General features: G+C 66.3%; 16 protein-coding genes. 9 read left to right on the top strand and 7 right to left on the bottom strand.

What is annotated here, in order from left to right; translation table 11 throughout:
* Nucleotides 1–2: 2 nt before the first annotated feature.
* Nucleotides 3–1,331, bottom strand: a complete 1,329-nt coding sequence (locus DKM43_RS11345) for a sugar MFS transporter (protein ID WP_109798654.1) — start codon at nucleotides 1,329–1,331, stop codon at nucleotides 3–5.
* Nucleotides 1,332–1,531: 200 nt separating this feature from the next.
* On the opposite strand from DKM43_RS11345, the gene DKM43_RS11340 reads away from it, so the two are divergent.
* The 5 genes from DKM43_RS11340 (at nucleotide 1,532) to DKM43_RS11320 (ending at nucleotide 6,829) form a co-directional block, all read left to right on the top strand.
* The gene (locus tag DKM43_RS11340) at nucleotides 1,532–2,647 is read left to right on the top strand and encodes an aldose epimerase family protein (RefSeq protein WP_236632537.1); all 1,116 of its coding nucleotides are present in this window, start codon (nucleotides 1,532–1,534) and stop codon (nucleotides 2,645–2,647) included.
* 36 nt (nucleotides 2,648–2,683) lie between these two features.
* A complete protein-coding gene (locus tag DKM43_RS11335) occupies nucleotides 2,684–4,486 on the top strand; it encodes an IlvD/Edd family dehydratase (protein ID WP_109798629.1) in 1,803 nt (600 codons plus the stop codon).
* 134 nt (nucleotides 4,487–4,620) lie between these two features.
* Nucleotides 4,621–5,547, top strand: coding sequence for an NAD-dependent epimerase/dehydratase family protein (locus DKM43_RS11330; RefSeq protein ID WP_236632534.1), 927 nt, complete (start codon nucleotides 4,621–4,623; stop codon nucleotides 5,545–5,547).
* Complete coding sequence (locus tag DKM43_RS11325) at nucleotides 5,544–6,074, top strand: cupin domain-containing protein (RefSeq protein ID WP_109798627.1); 531 nt, start codon at nucleotides 5,544–5,546, stop codon at nucleotides 6,072–6,074. The genes DKM43_RS11330 and DKM43_RS11325 overlap by 4 nt, the downstream gene beginning before the upstream one ends.
* Nucleotides 6,071–6,829, top strand: a complete 759-nt coding sequence (locus tag DKM43_RS11320) for an SDR family NAD(P)-dependent oxidoreductase (RefSeq protein ID WP_109798626.1) — start codon at nucleotides 6,071–6,073, stop codon at nucleotides 6,827–6,829. The genes DKM43_RS11325 and DKM43_RS11320 overlap by 4 nt, the downstream gene beginning before the upstream one ends.
* A 241-nt stretch (nucleotides 6,830–7,070) precedes the next feature.
* On the opposite strand, the gene DKM43_RS11315 is transcribed toward DKM43_RS11320, so the two are convergent.
* A complete protein-coding gene (locus DKM43_RS11315) occupies nucleotides 7,071–7,787 on the bottom strand; it encodes a Crp/Fnr family transcriptional regulator (RefSeq protein ID WP_109798625.1) in 717 nt (238 codons plus the stop codon).
* A 79-nt stretch (nucleotides 7,788–7,866) separates the two neighbouring features.
* Here DKM43_RS11315 and DKM43_RS11310 point away from each other — a divergent pair, with 79 nt between their 5' ends.
* Genes DKM43_RS11310 through DKM43_RS11300 form a run of 3 tightly spaced genes read left to right on the top strand, consistent with a single transcriptional unit; the run spans nucleotide 7,867 to nucleotide 11,304 of the window.
* A complete protein-coding gene (locus DKM43_RS11310) occupies nucleotides 7,867–9,657 on the top strand; it encodes an acyclic terpene utilization AtuA family protein (protein ID WP_109798624.1) in 1,791 nt (596 codons plus the stop codon).
* A 33-nt stretch (nucleotides 9,658–9,690) separates the two neighbouring features.
* The gene (locus DKM43_RS11305) at nucleotides 9,691–10,497 is read left to right on the top strand and encodes a Coq4 family protein (RefSeq protein ID WP_109798623.1); all 807 of its coding nucleotides are present in this window, start codon (nucleotides 9,691–9,693) and stop codon (nucleotides 10,495–10,497) included.
* A 36-nt stretch (nucleotides 10,498–10,533) separates the two neighbouring features.
* A complete protein-coding gene (locus DKM43_RS11300; RefSeq protein ID WP_236632533.1) occupies nucleotides 10,534–11,304 on the top strand; it encodes a class II aldolase/adducin family protein in 771 nt (256 codons plus the stop codon).
* Between the two features lie 60 nt (nucleotides 11,305–11,364).
* Here DKM43_RS11300 and DKM43_RS11295 read toward each other — a convergent pair whose 3' ends face one another.
* The 3 genes from DKM43_RS11295 to maiA form a co-directional block, all read right to left on the bottom strand.
* On the bottom strand, nucleotides 11,365–12,549 hold the full coding sequence (locus DKM43_RS11295) for an acyl-CoA dehydrogenase (protein ID WP_109798622.1): 1,185 nt from the start codon (nucleotides 12,547–12,549) through the stop codon (nucleotides 11,365–11,367).
* 173 nt (nucleotides 12,550–12,722) lie between these two features.
* Nucleotides 12,723–13,664 (bottom strand): oxygen-dependent tRNA uridine(34) hydroxylase TrhO, encoded by a 942-nt coding sequence (trhO, locus tag DKM43_RS11290; RefSeq protein WP_109798621.1) that lies wholly within the window; start codon nucleotides 13,662–13,664, stop codon nucleotides 12,723–12,725.
* 82 nt (nucleotides 13,665–13,746) lie between these two features.
* Nucleotides 13,747–14,385, bottom strand: a complete 639-nt coding sequence (gene maiA / locus DKM43_RS11285) for a maleylacetoacetate isomerase (RefSeq protein WP_109798620.1) — start codon at nucleotides 14,383–14,385, stop codon at nucleotides 13,747–13,749.
* A 113-nt stretch (nucleotides 14,386–14,498) separates the two neighbouring features.
* Between maiA and DKM43_RS11280 the strand changes: the two genes are divergently transcribed.
* Nucleotides 14,499–15,671, top strand: coding sequence for an aminotransferase (locus DKM43_RS11280; RefSeq protein ID WP_109798619.1), 1,173 nt, complete (start codon nucleotides 14,499–14,501; stop codon nucleotides 15,669–15,671).
* A gap of 5 nt (nucleotides 15,672–15,676) precedes the next feature.
* Here DKM43_RS11280 and DKM43_RS11275 read toward each other — a convergent pair whose 3' ends face one another.
* Both DKM43_RS11275 and DKM43_RS11270 read right to left on the bottom strand, forming a co-directional pair.
* On the bottom strand, nucleotides 15,677–16,303 hold the full coding sequence (locus DKM43_RS11275; protein WP_109798618.1) for a twin-arginine translocation pathway signal protein: 627 nt from the start codon (nucleotides 16,301–16,303) through the stop codon (nucleotides 15,677–15,679).
* 85 nt (nucleotides 16,304–16,388) lie between these two features.
* A complete protein-coding gene (locus tag DKM43_RS11270; RefSeq protein ID WP_109798617.1) occupies nucleotides 16,389–18,146 on the bottom strand; it encodes an SLC13 family permease in 1,758 nt (585 codons plus the stop codon).
* Nucleotides 18,147–18,166 lie beyond the last annotated feature (20 nt).

Raw genomic sequence — 18,166 nt, 5'->3', positions numbered from 1 at the left:
GGTTATGCGCCGGGTTCGGCCGCGTGTTCGATGCTCGTGCGGCAGCCCCAAAGCGCGTAGAACAGGACGTAAAGCTCGCAGGCGGCGGTCAGCAGGAACGAGGTTTGCAGGCCGTAGCTGTCGGCCAGCCAGCCCTGCACGACGACCAGCGCGCCGCCCGCAATCGCCATGATGAGCAGGCCCGATCCCTCTTCCGTCAGCGGACCCAGACCCTTGATGCCCAGCGTGAAGATCGTGGGGAACATGATCGAATGGAACAGGCCGGCAAGGATCAGCGCCCACATGGCAAGCGGGCCGGTGCTGAACACGGTGACGAGCATGACCACGAAGGCCCCCACCGAGAAGGCCGCCAGCACCAGCGCGGCATCGATTTTCTGCATCAAGGCCGATCCGGCAAAGCGCCCCACCATCATCCCGCCCCACAGGAAGGTGAGATAGTGACCCGCCCGTTCGGGCGTGAGCGCGGCAATATCGGGCTGGGTGACGAAATTGACGAAAAGATTGGCAACGCCGATTTCCGCGATGAGATAGATGAAGATCGCCGGAATGCCGAAAACAAGGTTGCGGTGCTTCCACAGGGAAAGGCGCGCGCGCGCTTCCGGGGCAAGGCGCCGCGTGGCGCTGCCCATTGCGGGCAGGGGAAAACGGGCGATGACGAGCGCCAGCACCACCAGCACTGCCGCCACCTGGCCATAGGGCAGGATCACCGATTGCGCATCGGCAAGGCGTTCCGCCTCGGTCAGGATGGTGCCGCTGGCCGATGTGCCGCCCTTGGAGCGGCCAAGAATCAGCCATGCGCCGAACATCGGGGCCAGCATGGTGCCGGCCGAGTTCATCGCCTGCACCAGATTGAGCCGTGCCGAGGCGGTTTCGGGCGGGCCAACCACCGCGACATAGGGATTGGCCGCCACCTGGAGCAGGGTGATGCCGCTGGCGATGACGAAGAGCATGGCGAGCGTGACGCCATAGGAGGGCAGCGCCGCCGCCAGCATCATGCCGAGCGCGCCCGCAGCCATGGTCAGCAGCCCGATGACCAGCGCCTTCTGGTAGCCCAGCTTCTCGATCAGTCGGGCCGAGGGAATCGAGGCGACGAAATAGGCGATGAACCAGACCGATTCGATCAAAGTTGTCTGCGTATAACTCAGGTCGAACACGCTGCGCAGATGCGGCAGCAGCGTGTTGTTGATGACCGTGATGAAGCCCCACATGAAGAACAGGCTGGCCAGCAGGGTCAGCGCCGGGCCATAGTTCGTTCCCGCATTCGCGCCCACGTTCGCCCCCGAAGTGGCTGATTGGGCGGAATTGGGCTGCGGAGCGGCCGCTGGCGGCATGGTCTGGACTTCCTCTCTGCTGCGTGATGCTGGACCGGATTGCATAGCGGCTTGCGCTCGTGGCATTTGTCTGACTATATCGGGCAAGCAGCCGCGTCAATGGGCGCAGCGCTGCGTGTGATGCTTCCGGAAGGACAAGAAGGATGAGGATTGCGGGCTTTGGGCTGCGGGCGGCATTGACGGTGCCTGCGCTGGCGCTGATGCTTTCGCCGCAGGGACTGGTGTCGCAGGCCATGGCGGCAGAGGCGCGGCAGGAAAGCGCCGGCAGGCTGGCCGACGGGACCGAGGCCTTTGCCATCACCCTTTCGGCGGCAAACGGCGTTTCGGCGCGCATCCTCAGCTATGGTGCAACGCTGCAATCGCTGCTGGTGCCGGGGCGCGATGGCAAGGTGGCCGACGTGGTTCTGGGCTATGACGATGTGCAGACCTACGAGGCCAAGCCCAACTTCTTCGGCGTGACGGTGGGCCGCTATGCCAACCGCATTGCCAAGGGGCGCTTCACGCTGGACGGCAAGACCTGGCAACTGGCGCAGAACAACCTCGGCAATGCGCTGCATGGCGGGGAAAAGGGTTTCGACAAGCGCAACTGGCGCATCGTTGCGGTAAAGTCCGGCCCGGTTGCCAGTGTCGAGCTGGCCCATGTCAGCGCTGATGGCGAGGAAGGCTATCCCGGCAGGCTCGACACCAGAGTGACCTACAGCCTCGATGAGCGCGGCAATCTGACCATCGCGTTCGAGGCCAGCACCGACAAGCCCACCATCGTCAACATGACCAACCATGCCCTGTTCGACATGGCGGGCGAAGGTTCGGGCCGGGCCATGGACAACCGGCTTACCATTCCCGCAGCGCGCTATACCCCGGTGGACGAGACGCTGATCCCCACCGGCGAGCTGCGCGCGGTGGCGGGAACCCCGTTCGATTTCACCCGCCCCCGCCGGATTTCAGCATCGCTGCGCGACGGGCGCGACGAGCAGATCCGCATCGGGCGCGGCTATGACCACAACTTTGCGCTCGACAAGGGGCTGACCGCCACGCCGCAGCTTGCCGCAAGGCTTGAGGACCCGGCATCGGGCCGCGTGCTGGAAGTGCTGAGCACGGAACCGGGCGTGCAGTTCTACAGCGGCAACTTTCTTGACGGCACGGTCACGGGCAAGCGCGGCCATGTCTATCGCATGGGCGACGGCATTGCGCTTGAGCCGCAGAAGTTCCCCGATGCGCCCAACCAGCCCGGCTTCATTTCGGCGCGGGTCGATCCGGGCAAGCCCTATCGCCATGTCATGATCTACCGCGTGAGCACGGCCCGCAAGCCGCGCTGACTTTTGCGAAACCCTCTCCAACACCCGAAAGCTGCGATGACCGACTCTTCCCACAAACGCCCCAAGCTTCGCTCCCGTGCGTGGTTCGACAATCCCGACAATGTCGACATGACCTCGCTCTATCTGGAGCGCTATCTCAACTTCGGGCTGAGCCTGGAGGAGCTGCGTTCGGGCAGGCCGATCATCGGCATTGCCCAGACCGGCAGCGATCTTTCGCCCTGCAACCGGCATCATATCGTGCTGGCCGAGCGCGTGCGCGAAGGCATCCGCGAGGCGGGCGGGATCGCGCTGGAAATCCCGGTCCATCCCATTCAGGAAACCGGCAAGCGCCCCACCGCCGCGCTCGATCGCAACCTTGCCTATCTGGGGCTGGTCGAGGCGCTCTATGGCTATCCGATCGACGGGGTGGTGCTGACCACGGGCTGCGACAAGACGACGCCTGCGCTGCTGATGGCCGCGGCCACGGTCAACATTCCGGCCATCGCGCTTTCGGTGGGACCGATGCTGAACGGCTGGTTCAAGGGCGAGCGCACGGGATCGGGCACGATCGTGTGGAAGGGCCGCGAGATGCTGGCCAAGGGCGAGCTGGACGAGGAGGGCTTCATCCGGCTTGTCGCCAGTTCTGCCCCGTCGACCGGCTATTGCAACACGATGGGCACGGCCACGACAATGAACAGCCTGGCCGAGGCGCTGGGCATGATGCTGCCCGGTTCTGCGGCCATCCCCGCGCCCTATCGCGACCGGCAGGAATGCGCATGGCGCACGGGCAAGCGCATTGTCGAAATGGTGCACGAGGACCTCAAGCCTTCCGACGTGATGACGCTGGAGGCGTTCCACAATGCCATCGTGGTCAATTCGGCCATCGGCGGATCGACCAATGCCCCCATCCATCTGGCCGCAATTGCGCGCCACATGGGGGTGGACCTGCCGCTGACCGACTGGCAGCGGCTGGGCCACAAGGTGCCGCTGCTGGTGAACCTGCAACCGGCGGGCGAATATCTGGGCGAGGACTACTACCGCGCGGGCGGCGTGCCCGCGGTGGTCGCGCAGCTTATCGGGCAGGGCCTGATTGCCGAGAACGCCATGACCGTGAACGGCCGCACGATGGGCGAGAACTGCCGCGATGCGAAGATCGAGGACGAGCGGGTGATCCGCCCGTTCGACCGGCCGCTGGTGCAGGATGCAGGCTTCATCGTGCTTTCGGGCAACCTGTTCGATTCCGCGATCATGAAGACCAGCGTCATCAGCGAGGAGTTCCGCCAGCGCTATCTTTCCAACCCCGATGATCCCGATGCCTTCGAAGGCCCCGCCGTGGTGTTCGACGGACCGGAAGACTATCACGCGCGGATCGACGATCCGGCGACGGGCATCACGGCAGAAACTCTTCTGTTCATGCGCGGAACCGGGCCGATCGGCTATCCCGGCTCTGCCGAAGTGGTGAACATGCGCGCGCCCGCCCATCTCATCACCGCCGGGATCAATGCGTTGCCCTGCATTGGCGACGGGCGGCAATCGGGCACATCGGGCAGCCCCTCGATCCTCAACGCCAGCCCGGAAGCGGCCGCCATGGGCGGGCTTGCCCTGTTGAAGACTGGCGACCGCGTGCGCATCGACCTGCGCCGGGGCACGGCCAACATGCTGGTGAGCGACGAGGAGCTGGCCGAGCGCCGCGCCGCGCTTGAGGCGGCGGGCGGCTATCCCTATCCGGCATCGCAGACCCCGTGGCAGGAAATCTACCGCGAGCGCGTCGGCCAGCTTGCCAGCGGCGGCATTCTCGAAGGCATGGAGAAATACCAGCGCATTGCCCAGACCAAGGGCCTGCCAAGGGATAACCATTAATCTTGCCGCTGCGGCAGGCGGAAAAGCATAAAGCGCGTGATTGGATGTCATGCGCCGATTGACTTTGACTTGACGCGGCCGCCGGTCCGATAGCCTTTCCCGATCAGGGGAGGGCCGGGGTCTTGCACGTTCTCGTGACAGGGGCAGGAGGGTTTGTCGGGCGCGCCGTCGTCGCGCGGGCGCTGGCGATGGGCCATGGCGTGACCGGAATCGATGTTCCGGGCGCGCCCGTTCCCGCAGGCGCCACGGCCATCGTCGGCGATCTGGCCGACCGGGCGGTGCGTGACGCCGCGCTGGCGGCGGGGTTCGATGCGCTGATCCATCTGGCGACAGTGCCGGGCGGCGCGGCCGAAACCGATCCGGCGCTGTCGCGGCGGATCAACGTGGATGCCATGTATGATCTGCTGGCAGAGGCCGGAACGCAGCGGCCCGGCCTGCGCGTGGTCTTTGCCAGTTCCATCGCGGTCTTCGGTGATCCGCTGCCCGCGCGGGTGGACGATGCGACGCCGCTGGCGCCGCGCATGATCTATGGCGGACACAAGGCCATGATGGAGCAGGCGATGGCGATGTTCTCGCACCGCGGCCTGATCGACGGGATCAGCCTGCGCCTGCCCGGCATCCTTGCGCGGCCGCAAGGGCCTTCGGGGCTGAAATCGGCGTTCCTGTCCGATCTTTTCCATGCCCTGCGCGCCGGGCGCGAGGCGATCTGCCCGGTCAGCGCGCAAGGCACGATCTGGGCACAATCGCTCGAATGCTGCGCGGCCAATCTGGTCCATGCGCTTGCCTGCAACACCGCGCCGCTGCCGCCGACCCGCGCCCTGACACTGCCTGCGCTGCGCCTGCGCATGGCGGATCTGGCAGACGAGATTGCCCGGCAGTGCGCAGTGTCGCCAGGCCTTGTGCGCTTCGTGCCGGATGCCGCGCTTGAGGCGACGTTCGCCGCGCAGCCGCCGCTTTTCACGCCCGCCGCCGAAGCTGCCGGGTTCTGCCACGATGGCGATGCGGCAAGGCTGGTGGCGCGGGCGCTGGCGGCAATCGAACAGGAGGAAATGGGCGCATGAAGGATGCTGTTGCAGATGTGGGGCTTTCCGATTCCGGCCTTCCGCCGGTGCAGCGGGTGGTCACTGGCCACGATGCGGCGGGGCGCGCGGTGTTCCGGTCAGAGGACGTTTCGCCCACGCGGATGATCCCATCGGGTGATGCGGCATTCCTGCTGATCTGGAGCACGGCCACTGTGCCTGCCGACAACAATGACGAGACCGACGGGCGCGAGCGCGATGCCGGGCTGACACTGGACGGGGGATCGGTCATCCGCATCGTCGATATGCTGCCGGGCGGGGAAAGTCCGATGCACCGCACCAATTCCATCGATTATGGCATCGTGCTGGATGGCGAGGTGGAACTGGAACTGGATGGCGGGGAAAGGCGCACGATCCGCAAGGGCGGGGTGATCGTGCAGCGCGGCACCAATCATCTGTGGCGCAACACCACCGACCGGCCCTGCCGCATCGCCTTTATCCTGATCGAGGCGCCGGCCTATCGGCACGATGGCCAGCCCCTGCCCGAAATCCGGCCGGAGAAAGCATGAAGGCGCTGTTCGATCTTTCCGGCAAGGCTGCGATTGTCACCGGCTCTACCCGCGGGATCGGCCTTGCCATTGCCGAGGCACTGATCGTCGCAGGGGCGCGGGTCGTCATTTCCAGCGAGGATGCAGCCGAAACCGCGCGCGTGGCGGCGCGGCTGGACACGCCCGGCATGGCCTGCGACGTGGCCGACGATGCCGCGCTGGCCCGGCTGGTCGATTTTGGCATGGCCGAACTGGGGCGGCTCGATGTGCTGGTGTGCAATGCCGGGATCACCGGCAGGCCCGGCCCCTTCGCGGATGTCGACATGGACGATTACGCCCGCGTCATGGCCATAAACCTGCGCAGCCAGGTGGTGCTGTGCAACCGGACGCTGCCGCGTATGGCCGCATCGGGCGGCGGCAGCGTGGTGCTGGTGGCCAGTCTGGCCGGGCTGCGCGGCAATGGCCGGATCAATGCCTATGCGCTGGCCAAGGCGGGCGTGGCGCAACTGGCGCGCAATCTGGCGGTGGAATGGGGGCCGCGCGGGGTGCGGGTGAATGCGCTTTCGCCGGGGTTCATCGCCACCGATCTTTCCCGGCCGCTGCTGGATGATGCCGCCTTCATGGCACGGCGCATGGCCATGACCCCGCTGCGCCGCCCCGGAACGCCTGAGGAAGTTGCCGGAGCGGCCGTGTTCCTTGCATCGCCTGCGGGGGCGTTCGTCACGGGGCACAACCTGGTGGTGGATGGCGGCACCCTGATTACCGACGGCAGCTGAAGGTGCGCGGCGCATGGCAAGATGCACATTCTGCAAGTGCAGATTCGCGTTTCGCACTTGCAGCATGAACGCGGGCGACCCATATCCAAGAGGCCTTTCAGGCATCCTCTCCCAAACTTTTCCGGGCCGGCGAAAGCCGGCCCTTTTTTTGTGCGACGCAGAACGGATGGCAACGTATCCGGCTTTGCATTTTACATAACTATTATTATCTGTATTAAAGCAAACAGCCGCACGGGCGGTTTCAGGCCGAAGGCGTTCGGTGATCGGCCAGTTCGGCAAGGGCATCGGGCCGCAGGATGCCGATTGCGCCATAGCGGACCGCGATCATGCCCTGCATTTCAAGCGCGGCCAGATGAAGGTTCACGGTCTTGCGCGAAAGGCCGGTCATTTCTCCCAGCAGTTCCTGGCTGAGGCGCAACACGATTGGTCCATGCGCGGTGGCGGCTGGCGGGCGCCCCTGCGCGGCGGCCAGCAGGCGGGCGGCAATGCGCTGGCGCGGCGGCAGCGAGATGACCTCGGCGGCCATGCGCAGAACGCTGCGCATATTGGCATAGGTGAAGTCGGCAATGGCGCGCCAGATCTCGGCCTGCCGCTGCGCCACACGGTCGAGCGCGGCCTCCGACAGTTCCAGCAGAATGCACGGTTCAACGCAGACCGCCGTGACCAGACGCGGGCCGCCGCTGAAGCGCGTGGCATGGCCCAGCACCGCGCCCGCTTCGGCAAGGCCGATCATCACTTCGCGGTCGCCGGGCGCTGCGCAATAGGAATGGAGCACGCCCGCGATCACCACGAACAGACCGCCGCGGTCATCGCCTTCGGCCTGGGCCCATTCTCCGGCCGCGCGGCGCACCAGCCTGCCCTCGGCCAGCAGCGCTTCGGCAAGCGTGGGCGCATATCCTTGCAGCCAGCGCGCCTGACGCAGCACACCGAGCGCATGGGCGTGATCGGCAGGTTTCATGCCTTCAATTGTAACGAACGTGACAGTCTTCGGCCAGTGCCGGATTTACGCTTGCCAACAGCAAGACGGAGCGGATGGCATGAAGGCAATCAGGATTGGCGGGGCAACAGCGTCCTTTTCGGATACGGCGCTGTCGGTGCCGCAACTGCTGGAAGGCGGCAATCTCGATTATCTGGTGTTCGATTACCTTGCCGAGGGATCGATGGGCATTTTCGGCCGGATGCAGGCCGCCGATCCTGCCGCCGGGTATGGCACCGATTTCCTGACCGTGCATGTCGGCCCCCATCTGGCGCAGATTGCCGAACGGGGCGTGAAGGTCGTGGCCAATGCGGGGGGCGTCAATCCCGCCGGGCTGGCGGCCGCGCTGGAGAAGATGATCGCAGCGGCGGGGCTTGGCCTGAAGGTGGCCTTCGTGGAAGGCGACGATCTGCGCGACCGGATCGGGGAACTGCGCGGCCGCGGCTTTCAGGACATGTTCACCGGAGCGCCCTTGCCCGACCGGATCATCAGCGCCAATGCCTATCTCGGCGCGTTTCCGATTGCGGCTGCGCTTGATGCCGGGGCCGATATCGTGGTGACAGGCCGGGTGGTGGACAGCGCCATCGTGCTGGGGCCGCTGATCCACGCATTCGGCTGGCAGGCGCACGAATATGACCTGCTGGCTGCCGGAACGCTGGCCGGGCACCTGCTGGAATGCGGCGCCCAAGTGACCGGCGGCACTTTCACGGACTGGCAGGACGTGCCCGACTGGGCGAACATCGGCTATCCGGTGGGCGAATGCCATGCCGATGGCACCATGGTGCTGACCAAGCCCGCAGGCACGGGCGGTCTGGTTTCGGTCGGCACGGTGGCCGAACAGCTCCTTTATGAAGTGAGTGATCCGGCCAACTATATCGTGGCCGATGTGCGCTGCGATTTCAGCCAGGTGCGGCTGGAGCAGATCGGGCCTGACCGCGTGCGCGTCAGCGGAGCGCGCGGCCGCCCGCCCACGCCCGATTACAAGGCGTGCATCACCTTCGACAACGGCTGGCGCGCGGTGGCCTATCAGCCAGTCATCGGCGAGGAAGCGCCCGCCAAGGCCCTGCGACAGGCCGAGGCGATCTTTGCCCGCACCCGCCGTCTGCTGGAAATGCAGGGCTTGCCCGGTTTCACGCTGACCGATGCGGTGCTGATCGGCGCAGAGGCGGGATTTGGCGCCCACGCCCTGCCCGGCGGCGCGCGCGAGGTGATTGCCAAGCTTGTGGCCGATCATCCGGACAAGCGCGGCGCCGACCTTTTCGCGCGCGAGCAGTGGGCCGCGATTTCGGGCATGGCGGTGGGCACCTCGATCAATCTGGCTACCACGGTCATGCCGCTGACAGGCATTTTCCTGTGCCTGATCGACCGGCAATCGGTCATGGCGCGCGTGACCTGCGGCGGGGTCACGCAGGAGATTGCCGCCGTGGCAGGGGTGGCCGATGCGGCCCCCGCTTCTCCCCTCCCCCCTCCTCCGTCAGCGCCGGCAGAAGGCAGGGGCGTGACGGTCGATCTGGTGCGGCTGGCCTTTGCCCGCAGCGGCGACAAGGGGCACCTGTTCAACGTGGCGGTGATTGCCCGCAGGCCGGAATATCTCCCGGCCCTGCGCGCCGCGCTGAGTGCAGAGGCGGTGAGCGAATGGTATCGCCATCTTGGCCCCAATGGCGCGCCGCCGCGCGTCGAACGCTTCGAGGCGCCCGGCCTTCATGCGCTGAACTTCGTGGTCCACGATGCGCTGACCGGAGGGATCAATGCCAGCACCCGGCTCGATCCTGCCGCCAAGGGCATGGCCCAGATGCTGCTGCGCTTTCCCGTGCCGATCGACCCCGCCCTGCTGCGTGACGCGGCAGACTGAGCGCCCTTTCACCACTATCGCAGGAGAACCGCCATGGCCGATTACGCCTATCTGATGCAGGGCATCCGCCAGATCGAAACATCCAGCAGCGTGCTGGTCAGTTCGTCGCGCTATCTCAACGATGCGCGCATCCGCGACTGGGTGGCAACGCACCTTCTGCGCCGCAACGGGCCTGATGTGCCGACACCTTCGGATTCCATCCAGCTTGTCCAGATCCTGCGCGAAGTGCAGGACATCGACCGTATCAACGCCCTCTTCGCGGCCGAGCGGGCGAAGAATCCCGCGCTTGATGCGTGGTTTTCCGAAGGCTTTTCCTCAAGCTACACGGTGGACGATCTGGCGCGCTATGGTCCGGAAACGCTGGGCGGCATCTTTCATGCGCAGCTTGCCGATCACCGGATGGAAGTGAACATCGTTCCGCCTTTCATCCCCCGCAACGATTTCGAATACTTCCAGCTGCGCGCCGGGCAGACGCACGATCTGGAACACATCGTGGGCGGCGGCGGGTTCGATTTCATCGGGGAACTGGTGCCCTATTACATGCGGCTGACCAACCTGTTCATGCACCTCAGCCCCGAACTGGCGGGCGAGCTTTCGGTGTTCTCGATCCTTGGTTCCACCCGCATCATCACCCGCGCGGTGCTGCACTACCCGCAGACCTGGCTGATCGCGCAGAACGCGATGGAGCGCGGCGCGCGGGTGGGCCGCCTTTCCGCGCCGATCCACATGATGCGCTACGAGGACGTGTTCCACCTGCCGCTCGACGAGGCGCGCGCCGCGCTGGGCATCAAGGGGGCCGAGTTCGTCGATACCGGCCCTGCCTCGGCGCAGTGGAACTAGGCATCACAGGCCATCACAAAATCAGGAACCGGACCCATGGACATGACCCCGCGCCGCATCCCGACGCTTGCCGAACTGGCCCCCATGCCGGGCCGATACCCCCTGCTGCCCGATCTTTCCGCGCAGCAGCAGCTTGCCCTCCTGTGCCGCACGCTGCACCGCGAAGGCTATGACGATCACATCGCCGGGCACATCACGCTGGCGGCGGGCGATGGCACCTACTTTGTCAACCCGTGGGAACTGGCGTGGGACGAGCTGACCGCATCCGACATCATCCGCGTGGACGGCACCGGCCGCGTCATCGAAGGCGCATGGAACGTGACCCCGGCCATCGGCCTGCACCTTGCCGTGCACCAGCGGCGGCATGATCTGGCGGTGGTGATTCACAACCATTCGCGCTGGGGTTCGGTCTGGTCGGCAGCGGGCCGCATCCCGGCGGTCTATGACCAGACATCGGGCCACGTCGATGAAGACCCGGTGCTCTACGATGAATATGCCGGAACGGTGGACGGCGAAGGCGAGGCGCGCGCCGCAGCCGAAGCCCTTGGCGCGGGCAAGTGGGCCTTGCTCAAGAATCACGGCGTTTTCATCGTTGCGGCCAATGTGCGGCAGGCGCACCTGCGGGCGATCACGCTTGAACATCGCTGCCGTCTGGCTTGGCATGTCGAAGTGCTGGGCCATGGCCAGCCCATCACCAATCCCGAAAGCCTGCGCGTGGCGCAGATGTCGGACCCGCTGGGAATGCCCTTCCTGTGGGAAGCCATGGCCCGCCGCGAGATCAGGCGCGATCCGGCCGTTCTTGAATGATCCGGGCCAGATTGATCGGGCAGGCTGTCATCTGGGCCGATGCAGCCTGCCGGAAGGGCCTCAGAACGCGGCAAGACCGGTGATGGCGCGGCCCAGGATCAGCGCGTGGACATCGTGCGTGCCTTCATAGGTGTTCACCGTCTCAAGATTCACCATGTGGCGGATGACCTGATATTCGCCCGAAATGCCGTTGCCGCCGTGCATGTCGCGCGCCATGCGGGCGATATCCAGCGCCTTGCCCACGTTGTTGCGCTTGACGATCGAGATCATTTCGGGCGCGAACTTTCCGGCATCCATCAGGCGGCCTACCTGAAGCGAGGCGTGAAGGCCCAGCGTGATCTCGGTCAGCATGTCGGCCAGCTTCTTCTGGTAAAGCTGCGTTGCGGCCAGCGGGCGGCCGAACTGGTGGCGATCCAGCCCATATTGCCGCGCCGCGTGATAGCAGAACTCGGCCGCGCCCATGGCCCCCCACGATATGCCGTAGCGCGCGCGGTTGAGGCAGCCGAACGGCCCTTTCAGCCCCTGCACATTGGGCAGGAGCGCCTCTTCCGGCACGAACACATCGTCCATCACGATCATGCCGGTGATCGAGGCGCGCAGCGAAACCTTGTTTTCGATTTTCGGGGCGGACAGGCCCTTCATGCCCTTTTCCAGCACGAAGCCGCGAATGCCGCCGCCGTGGGCCTCGCTCTTCGCCCAGACGACGAACACATCGGCAATGGGCGCGTTGGAAATCCACGTCTTCGACCCGCTGAGCACATAGCCGCCATCAACCTTGCGGGCGTGGGTGCGCATTCCGCCGGGGTCGGACCCGGCATCGGGTTCGGTCAGGCCGAAGCAGCCGATCCATTCGCCGCTCGCCAGTTTCGGCAGATAGCGGCGGCGCTGATCTTCCGAACCATAGGCATGGATCGGGAACATCACGAGGCTGGATTGCACGCTCATCATCGAACGGTAGCCCGAATCGATCCGTTCCACTTCGCGCGCGACAAGCCCGTAGGACACATAGCCCGCACCCGCGCAGCCATAGTCGGCGGGCAGGGTCACGCCCAGCAGGCCCTGTTCACCCATCTCGCGGAAGATTTCGGGATCGGTATGCTCTTCGGCAAAGGCCCTGACCACGCGCGGGGCAAGCCGGTCCGCAGCAAAGGCGCGCGCGGCATCGCGGATCATGCGTTCGTCATCGCTCAACAGGCCGTCAAGGCCCAGCGCGTCCTCCCAGTCGAACGCCACCATACCCGCCATCGAAACGTCTCCGTGTACTCTGAAATCGACCATGGGATTGGCAGGCCCTCAGACGCCGATCAACCCGCATCTGGGGACGCATGGCGGGCGCGGCGCGATCTGTCAAAAAGTGGCGCGCTGCCCCGCCGTCAGACTTCGATCCGCCAGACTTCGAGCTGTCAGACTTCGAGCCGTCAGTTTTCCAGTATCGCGCCGATATGTGCCCGCCCCCGTGCGCGGGCGAGCAGTTCCTGCCTGTGGCGTTCGCGTGCCGAGGCGCGCTGTTCATCGGTGCGTTCGCCGTGGCAGGCCGCACACGATACGCCTTCCTCGTAAAACGGCGAGGCGCGGCCCTCCTCGTTCACCGGGCGGCGGCAGGCGCGGCACAGCACATGGCTGCCCTGCACCAGCCCGTGGCCCACGGTCACGCGCTCGTCGAACACGAAGCATTCGCCGCGCCACAGGCTCTGGTCAGGCGGCACTTCTTCCAGATATTTCAGGATGCCGCCCTTGAGGTGATAGACCTCTTCCACCCCTTCGGCCTTGAGAAAGGCGGTGGACTTCTCGCAGCGGATGCCGCCGGTGCAGAACATCGCCACCCTTGGCGCCCTGCCCTCGCCCAGCAGGCGCTCGCGCTCGCGGCGGAACCATTCGGGAAACTCGCGGAAGGTGCGCGTCTGCGGGTCGATCGCGCGTTCGAAGGTGCCTGCGGCCACTTCGTAATCGTTGCGGGTGTCGATCACGATCGTATCGGGATCGGCGATCAGCGCGTTCCAGTCCTGCGGGGCAACATAGGTGCCCACGCTGGCGCGCGGATCGATGCCGGGCTGGCCCATCGTCACGATCTCGCGCTTCACGCGCACTTTCATGCGGTAGAAAGGCATGGCGGCCGCGCCCGAATACTTGACGTCAAGATCGGCAAAATCGGGCTGGGCGCGCAGGAACCCCACCACATCGGCAATGCCGCTGCCGGGGCCTGCAATCGTGCCGTTCACCCCTTCGTGCGCCACCAGCAACGTGCCCCTGATCGCGCAGCTTCGGCACAGCGCCTCCAGCGCATCGCGCAGGGCGGCAGGATCGGCAACCGGCGCAAAACGATAGAGCGCGGCCACGGTGACGGGCTGATTGGTCTGCATGGCGCGCGCTTTAGGCGCTTGGGGCATGCCTGTGCAACACGCTCGCTCCGCGCGCCTCGATCGGCGCCATCAATCGGCCCTCTCAATCCGCATCGCTCTGGCGCGCGGGTGCGGTTTCGGCAAAGGCGGGCAGTTCCATGCAGGCTGCCTCGATGGCGGGAATGCGCCCGAAATCGAAGCGCGCGCCATAGCGCCGCGCATTGCCAAGCTGGGGCACCAGCAGCACATCGGCCAGCGTGACCTGCGCGCCGAAGCAATAGGGGCCGTCCTGCCCGGCCACAAGCTGGGCGCAGGCTTCAAGCCCGCGTTCGATCACTTCGGCGGCCCAGCGGTTCACCCCGGCTTCGTCCTGCCCCAGCGCGCGCACCATTTTCAGAACCCGCAGGTTCTGCAAGGGATGGATCTCGCAGGCAATGGCCTGGGCAAAGGCGCGGATCCTTGCGCGTTCCAGCGCGGTTCCGGGCAGCAGCGGCGGTTCGGGGTGCGTCTCGTCAAGGTATTCGCAGATCGCCATCGATTGGGTCAGCACTTCGCCGTCCACCACAAGCGAAGGCACCACGCCTTGCGGATTGAGCGCCAGATAGCTGGCGGTGCGCTGTTCGCCGGTGCGCAGATCGTGGGGGGCGCTGTCCCACGCCAGCCCTTTGAGCGCCAGTGCGATGCGCACGCGCCAAGATGCGCTGGAACGCCAGTAGCCATGCAGGACAAGCTCTTGAGACACGGGACGAAACACTCCTTGCACGGGCCGGACGCGGAGGCTTTTCCGGACAGGGGACGTTACCGCCCGTCTCGTGCATTGCAAGCCGCCCTGCCCCGCGGCTAGGCTCCGCCGCGATGACTGCACCCCGCCTCAATCCGCTTTACGCCGCAATGCCGGTGACGATCTTCGAGCACATGTCGGCGCTGGCGCGCAAGACAGGGGCGATCAATCTGGGGCAGGGATTTCCTGATGGACCGCCGCCACCGGCGCTGATCGATGCGCTGGCGCGCGCCGGAGCGGAGCGCTCGCACCAGTATCCGCCCATGGCGGGCCTGCCCGAACTGCGTCGTGCGGTGGCCGCCTTCTATGCCCGCACGCAGGGGCTGGACATGACGGACGAAAGCGTCATCGTCACCTCCGGCGCGACAGAGGCGGTGGCGGCCGCGATCCTTGCCGTGGTTCAGCCGGGCGATGAAGTGCTGCTGTTTGCGCCGGCCTATGATGCCTATGCGCCGCTGGTGCGCCGTGCGGGCGGGGTGCCGGTCTTCGTGCCGCTGGCGCCGCCGCACTGGCGGTATAGCCGCGCCGCGATAGAGGCGGCCATCACCGCCCGCACTCGCGCCATCGTGCTCAATGATCCGCTCAACCCCACGGGCACCGTGGCCAGCGCGGACGATCTCGCCATGCTGGCGCAGCTTTGCCTGCGCCACGATCTTTTCGCCATCTGCGACGAGGTGTGGGAGAACGTGCGCTTCGATGGCCTGCGCCACGCCTCGCTTCTTGCACAGCCGGGCATGGCGGCGCGCGCGGTGAAGATCGGTTCGGCGGGCAAGATCTTTGGCGCAACGGGGTGGAAGGTGGGCTGGATCGTCGCCGCACGCGATGTTGCCGCGGTGATCGGCCGCGCACACCAGTTCCTGACCTTCACTACCCCGCCGATGCTGCAATGGGCCGTGGCCGAAGGGCTGGAACGGCCGGAGATTGCGCAAGGCTGCACCGCGCACTGGGCGCAGACCCGGCTTGCGCTGCTTGAAGGGCTGGCGCGCGAAGGCTTTGCCGTGCTGCCGGGGGCGGCCACCTGGTTTGCCTGCATCGATCTTCCGGCATCGGGCGTGCCGATGGATGACCGCAGCTTCGCCGCGCGCGCCGTGCAAGAAGCGGGCGTTGCCACGATCCCGCTTTCCGCGCTGTGGGAGGGCGATGCCGCCCCCACCCATATCGCCCGCCTGTGCCACTGCAAACCGGAGGCCATGCTGGCCGATGCGGTTCAGCGGCTGGCGCGCTGGCGCGATGCGATTGAGCGCTGAAAGGCTTACTTCTTCACCGCCTTGGCGGCGGCCACCTTGGCGTCCCATTCGTCCCACGCGATGGCGCGGCCCGGATAGGCCACACGCGCAAAAGGCCATTCCCGCGCGATCCAGCCCTGCACCCAGTCATAAAGCGCGGCATCGAAGCCCGCATCGTATTCGGCCTTCGTCACCCACAGGCGCACCATGGCATCATAGCCGGGCACCGGGCTGGGCGAGACATAGACGCTGCCGCGTTCGCGCCTGCCGTCGCTGGTCAGCACGCCATAGGCAAAGGATTTGCGCGCCATGAAGCGGGCCTGTTCGCCCTCCATGTCGGCCATGGCATCGGCATGGGTCAGTCCGGCATGCGGCCACGATGTGCTGCGGGTGAAGGTCTGCTGGAGATGCGCGATCGAGGCCATGTAGGCGTCATAGTCGATCTTCACGAGCGGCGGACCAAGCGGCACCAGCGCAAAGCCCGGACCTTGCGCCAGCACGGGCACGGCGAACCCATCGGGCACGAGCGCAGGTGCCTGAGCCGCAGGAGCGGGTGCGGAAGCGGCATTTGCAGGCGCGCCGGTCTGCGCCGCGGCCGTGCTGCCCGTGAGCACGGCAAGCAAAAGCGCGGTTGCGGTGATTCCTGCCTTCATGCTGCGCGATCTCCCGTGCGGTAACTGCCGCGCCAGCCTTGGGTGCAGCGCGCGCCGCCGCAATACGCCATTCGCGCCGCCGCAGTCAGAGCGGCCAGCACCAGAGGATCAGCGGCGTGCCGAAGATCACCACCAGCAGCGATAGCGGCGCGCCGAGGCGGGCATAATCACCAAACCGGTAGCCGCCGGGGCCGAGCACCAGCGTGTTGCACTGGTGGCCGATGGGGGTAAGAAAATCGCACCCCGCGCCCACCGCCGTGGCAATCAGGAAGGCTTCGGGCCGGTAATGAAGCTGTTCGGCAAAGACGGCCGCGATCGGCGCCATGACCAGCACCGTTGCGGCATTGTTGAGGAACGGGGTGACAGCCATGGCAGCGACCAGGATCAGCGCCACCGCGCCCCATGCCGGAAGCTGGACGGCAAGCTCGGACAGAACCCGCGCGATCACATCGGATGCGCCCGATGTCTGGAGCGATTCGCTCACGGGAATGAGCGCGCCCAGCATGATGAGGATGGGCCATTCCACTGCCTTGTAGGCGGCATCGGCGGGCAGCGCGCCGGTTATCACCGTAAGCCCCGCCGCGGCGAAGAAGGCAAGCGCGGCGGGCATGATGCCGCTGCCTGCGGCCACCATTGCGCCCGCCAGAATGATGATGGGCAGCCAGCGCGACTTGCGCGAGCCAAGCCCGATCTTGCGTTCGGCCAGCGGCAGCGCGCCCAGTTCGGCAAGGCGGGCGGGCATGGTTTCGACCGGGCCTTGCAGCACGATCACGTCGCCCGCCTGAAGCACGGTGTTGCCGGGCTTGTTGGCGATGGTTTCCCCCTCGCGCGAGATGGCGATAAGGTTGATGCCAAGCCGCTCGCGCAGTTCCATGCGCCGCGCCGTGCGCCCGATCAGCGCGGAATCGGCATGGACCACAGCTTCAATCACGCCGATGGAATCGCCCCGGTGGCTGTCATGCCCGGCAAGACCCAGACGGTCCGCGCCGACCACGCGTTCGAGCGTGTTCGGCTCGCCACTCAGGATCAGCACGTCGCCCTTGCCGATGTGGGTGTCGGGGTCCACCTCGCCGCGCATGTCGCCGCGCAGCAGACCGGCCAGTTCGATCTCGCCTTCGTGGCGGGCCAGGAACTGGCGCACGGTCAGCCCGGCGGCTGGCGAACCTTCGGTGACGGTGGCCTCGATCACGTAGTCGGAAATGTTGATCGCCTCGTCCATGCCTTGCGCGGCGCGGCGGTCGGTCGGCAAAAGCCGCCAGCCCACGGCCAGAAACACCAGCCCCAGCGCCAGCAGTCCCAGCCCGGTGGGCAGGTAATCGAACATGTGGAACGGTTCGCCCGTCATTTCCTGCCGCACCCGGCTGACGATGATGTTGGGCGATGTGCCGATCAGCGTGGTCAGTCCGCCCAGCAGCGAGCCGAAAGCCATGGGCATGAGATAGAGCGAGGGCGAAGCCTTGTTGCGCCGCGCCATCTGCACCGCGCCGGGCATGAGCATGGCCAGCGCCCCCACGTTCTTGATGAAACCCGATGCCAGCCCCACCGTGGCCGAAAGCACCAGCATCTGCTGCTGCGGGCGCCGCACGCGCGCCGCCAGCGATTGCAGCAGCGGTTCCACCATGCCCGAACGCTGCACCGCCGCCGACATGACCAGCGCCGAACCCACGATCACCACGATATCATCGGCAAAGCCGGTAAAGGCATCCCTGGGCGAGACCACGCCCAGCGCCACTGCTGCCAGCAGCGCGATCACGGCGGTCACGTCATACCGGAAGCGCCCCCACAGGAACAGGGCCATCATCCCGCCAAGAGTGGCCAGCGAGAGCCATTGGGGCTGTGTCATCGCTCGCCGGTTTAGCCGCA

Source organism: Novosphingobium meiothermophilum, from assembly GCF_003171715.1.
Lineage (GTDB): Bacteria > Pseudomonadota > Alphaproteobacteria > Sphingomonadales > Sphingomonadaceae > Novosphingobium > Novosphingobium meiothermophilum.
This window is presented reverse-complemented; position numbering and strand designations above follow the sequence as displayed.

Excerpts from the sequence above, each read along its gene's own strand:
- DKM43_RS11345 (WP_109798654.1), bottom strand. The coding sequence starts at position 1,331 with ATGCCGCCAGCGGCCGCTCCGCAGCCCAATTCCGCCCAATCAGCCACT.
- DKM43_RS11340 (WP_236632537.1), top strand. The coding sequence starts at position 1,532 with ATGCTTTCGCCGCAGGGACTGGTGTCGCAGGCCATGGCGGCAGAGGCG.
- DKM43_RS11335 (WP_109798629.1), top strand. The coding sequence starts at position 2,684 with ATGACCGACTCTTCCCACAAACGCCCCAAGCTTCGCTCCCGTGCGTGG.
- DKM43_RS11325 (WP_109798627.1), top strand. The coding sequence starts at position 5,544 with ATGAAGGATGCTGTTGCAGATGTGGGGCTTTCCGATTCCGGCCTTCCG.
- DKM43_RS11320 (WP_109798626.1), top strand. The coding sequence starts at position 6,071 with ATGAAGGCGCTGTTCGATCTTTCCGGCAAGGCTGCGATTGTCACCGGC.
- DKM43_RS11315 (WP_109798625.1), bottom strand. The coding sequence starts at position 7,787 with ATGAAACCTGCCGATCACGCCCATGCGCTCGGTGTGCTGCGTCAGGCG.
- DKM43_RS11310 (WP_109798624.1), top strand. The coding sequence starts at position 7,867 with ATGAAGGCAATCAGGATTGGCGGGGCAACAGCGTCCTTTTCGGATACG.
- DKM43_RS11305 (WP_109798623.1), top strand. The coding sequence starts at position 9,691 with ATGGCCGATTACGCCTATCTGATGCAGGGCATCCGCCAGATCGAAACA.
- DKM43_RS11300 (WP_236632533.1), top strand. The coding sequence starts at position 10,534 with ATGGACATGACCCCGCGCCGCATCCCGACGCTTGCCGAACTGGCCCCC.
- DKM43_RS11295 (WP_109798622.1), bottom strand. The coding sequence starts at position 12,549 with ATGGCGGGTATGGTGGCGTTCGACTGGGAGGACGCGCTGGGCCTTGAC.
- trhO (WP_109798621.1), bottom strand. The coding sequence starts at position 13,664 with ATGCAGACCAATCAGCCCGTCACCGTGGCCGCGCTCTATCGTTTTGCG.
- DKM43_RS11280 (WP_109798619.1), top strand. The coding sequence starts at position 14,499 with ATGACTGCACCCCGCCTCAATCCGCTTTACGCCGCAATGCCGGTGACG.
- DKM43_RS11275 (WP_109798618.1), bottom strand. The coding sequence starts at position 16,303 with ATGAAGGCAGGAATCACCGCAACCGCGCTTTTGCTTGCCGTGCTCACG.
- DKM43_RS11270 (WP_109798617.1), bottom strand. The coding sequence starts at position 18,146 with ATGACACAGCCCCAATGGCTCTCGCTGGCCACTCTTGGCGGGATGATG.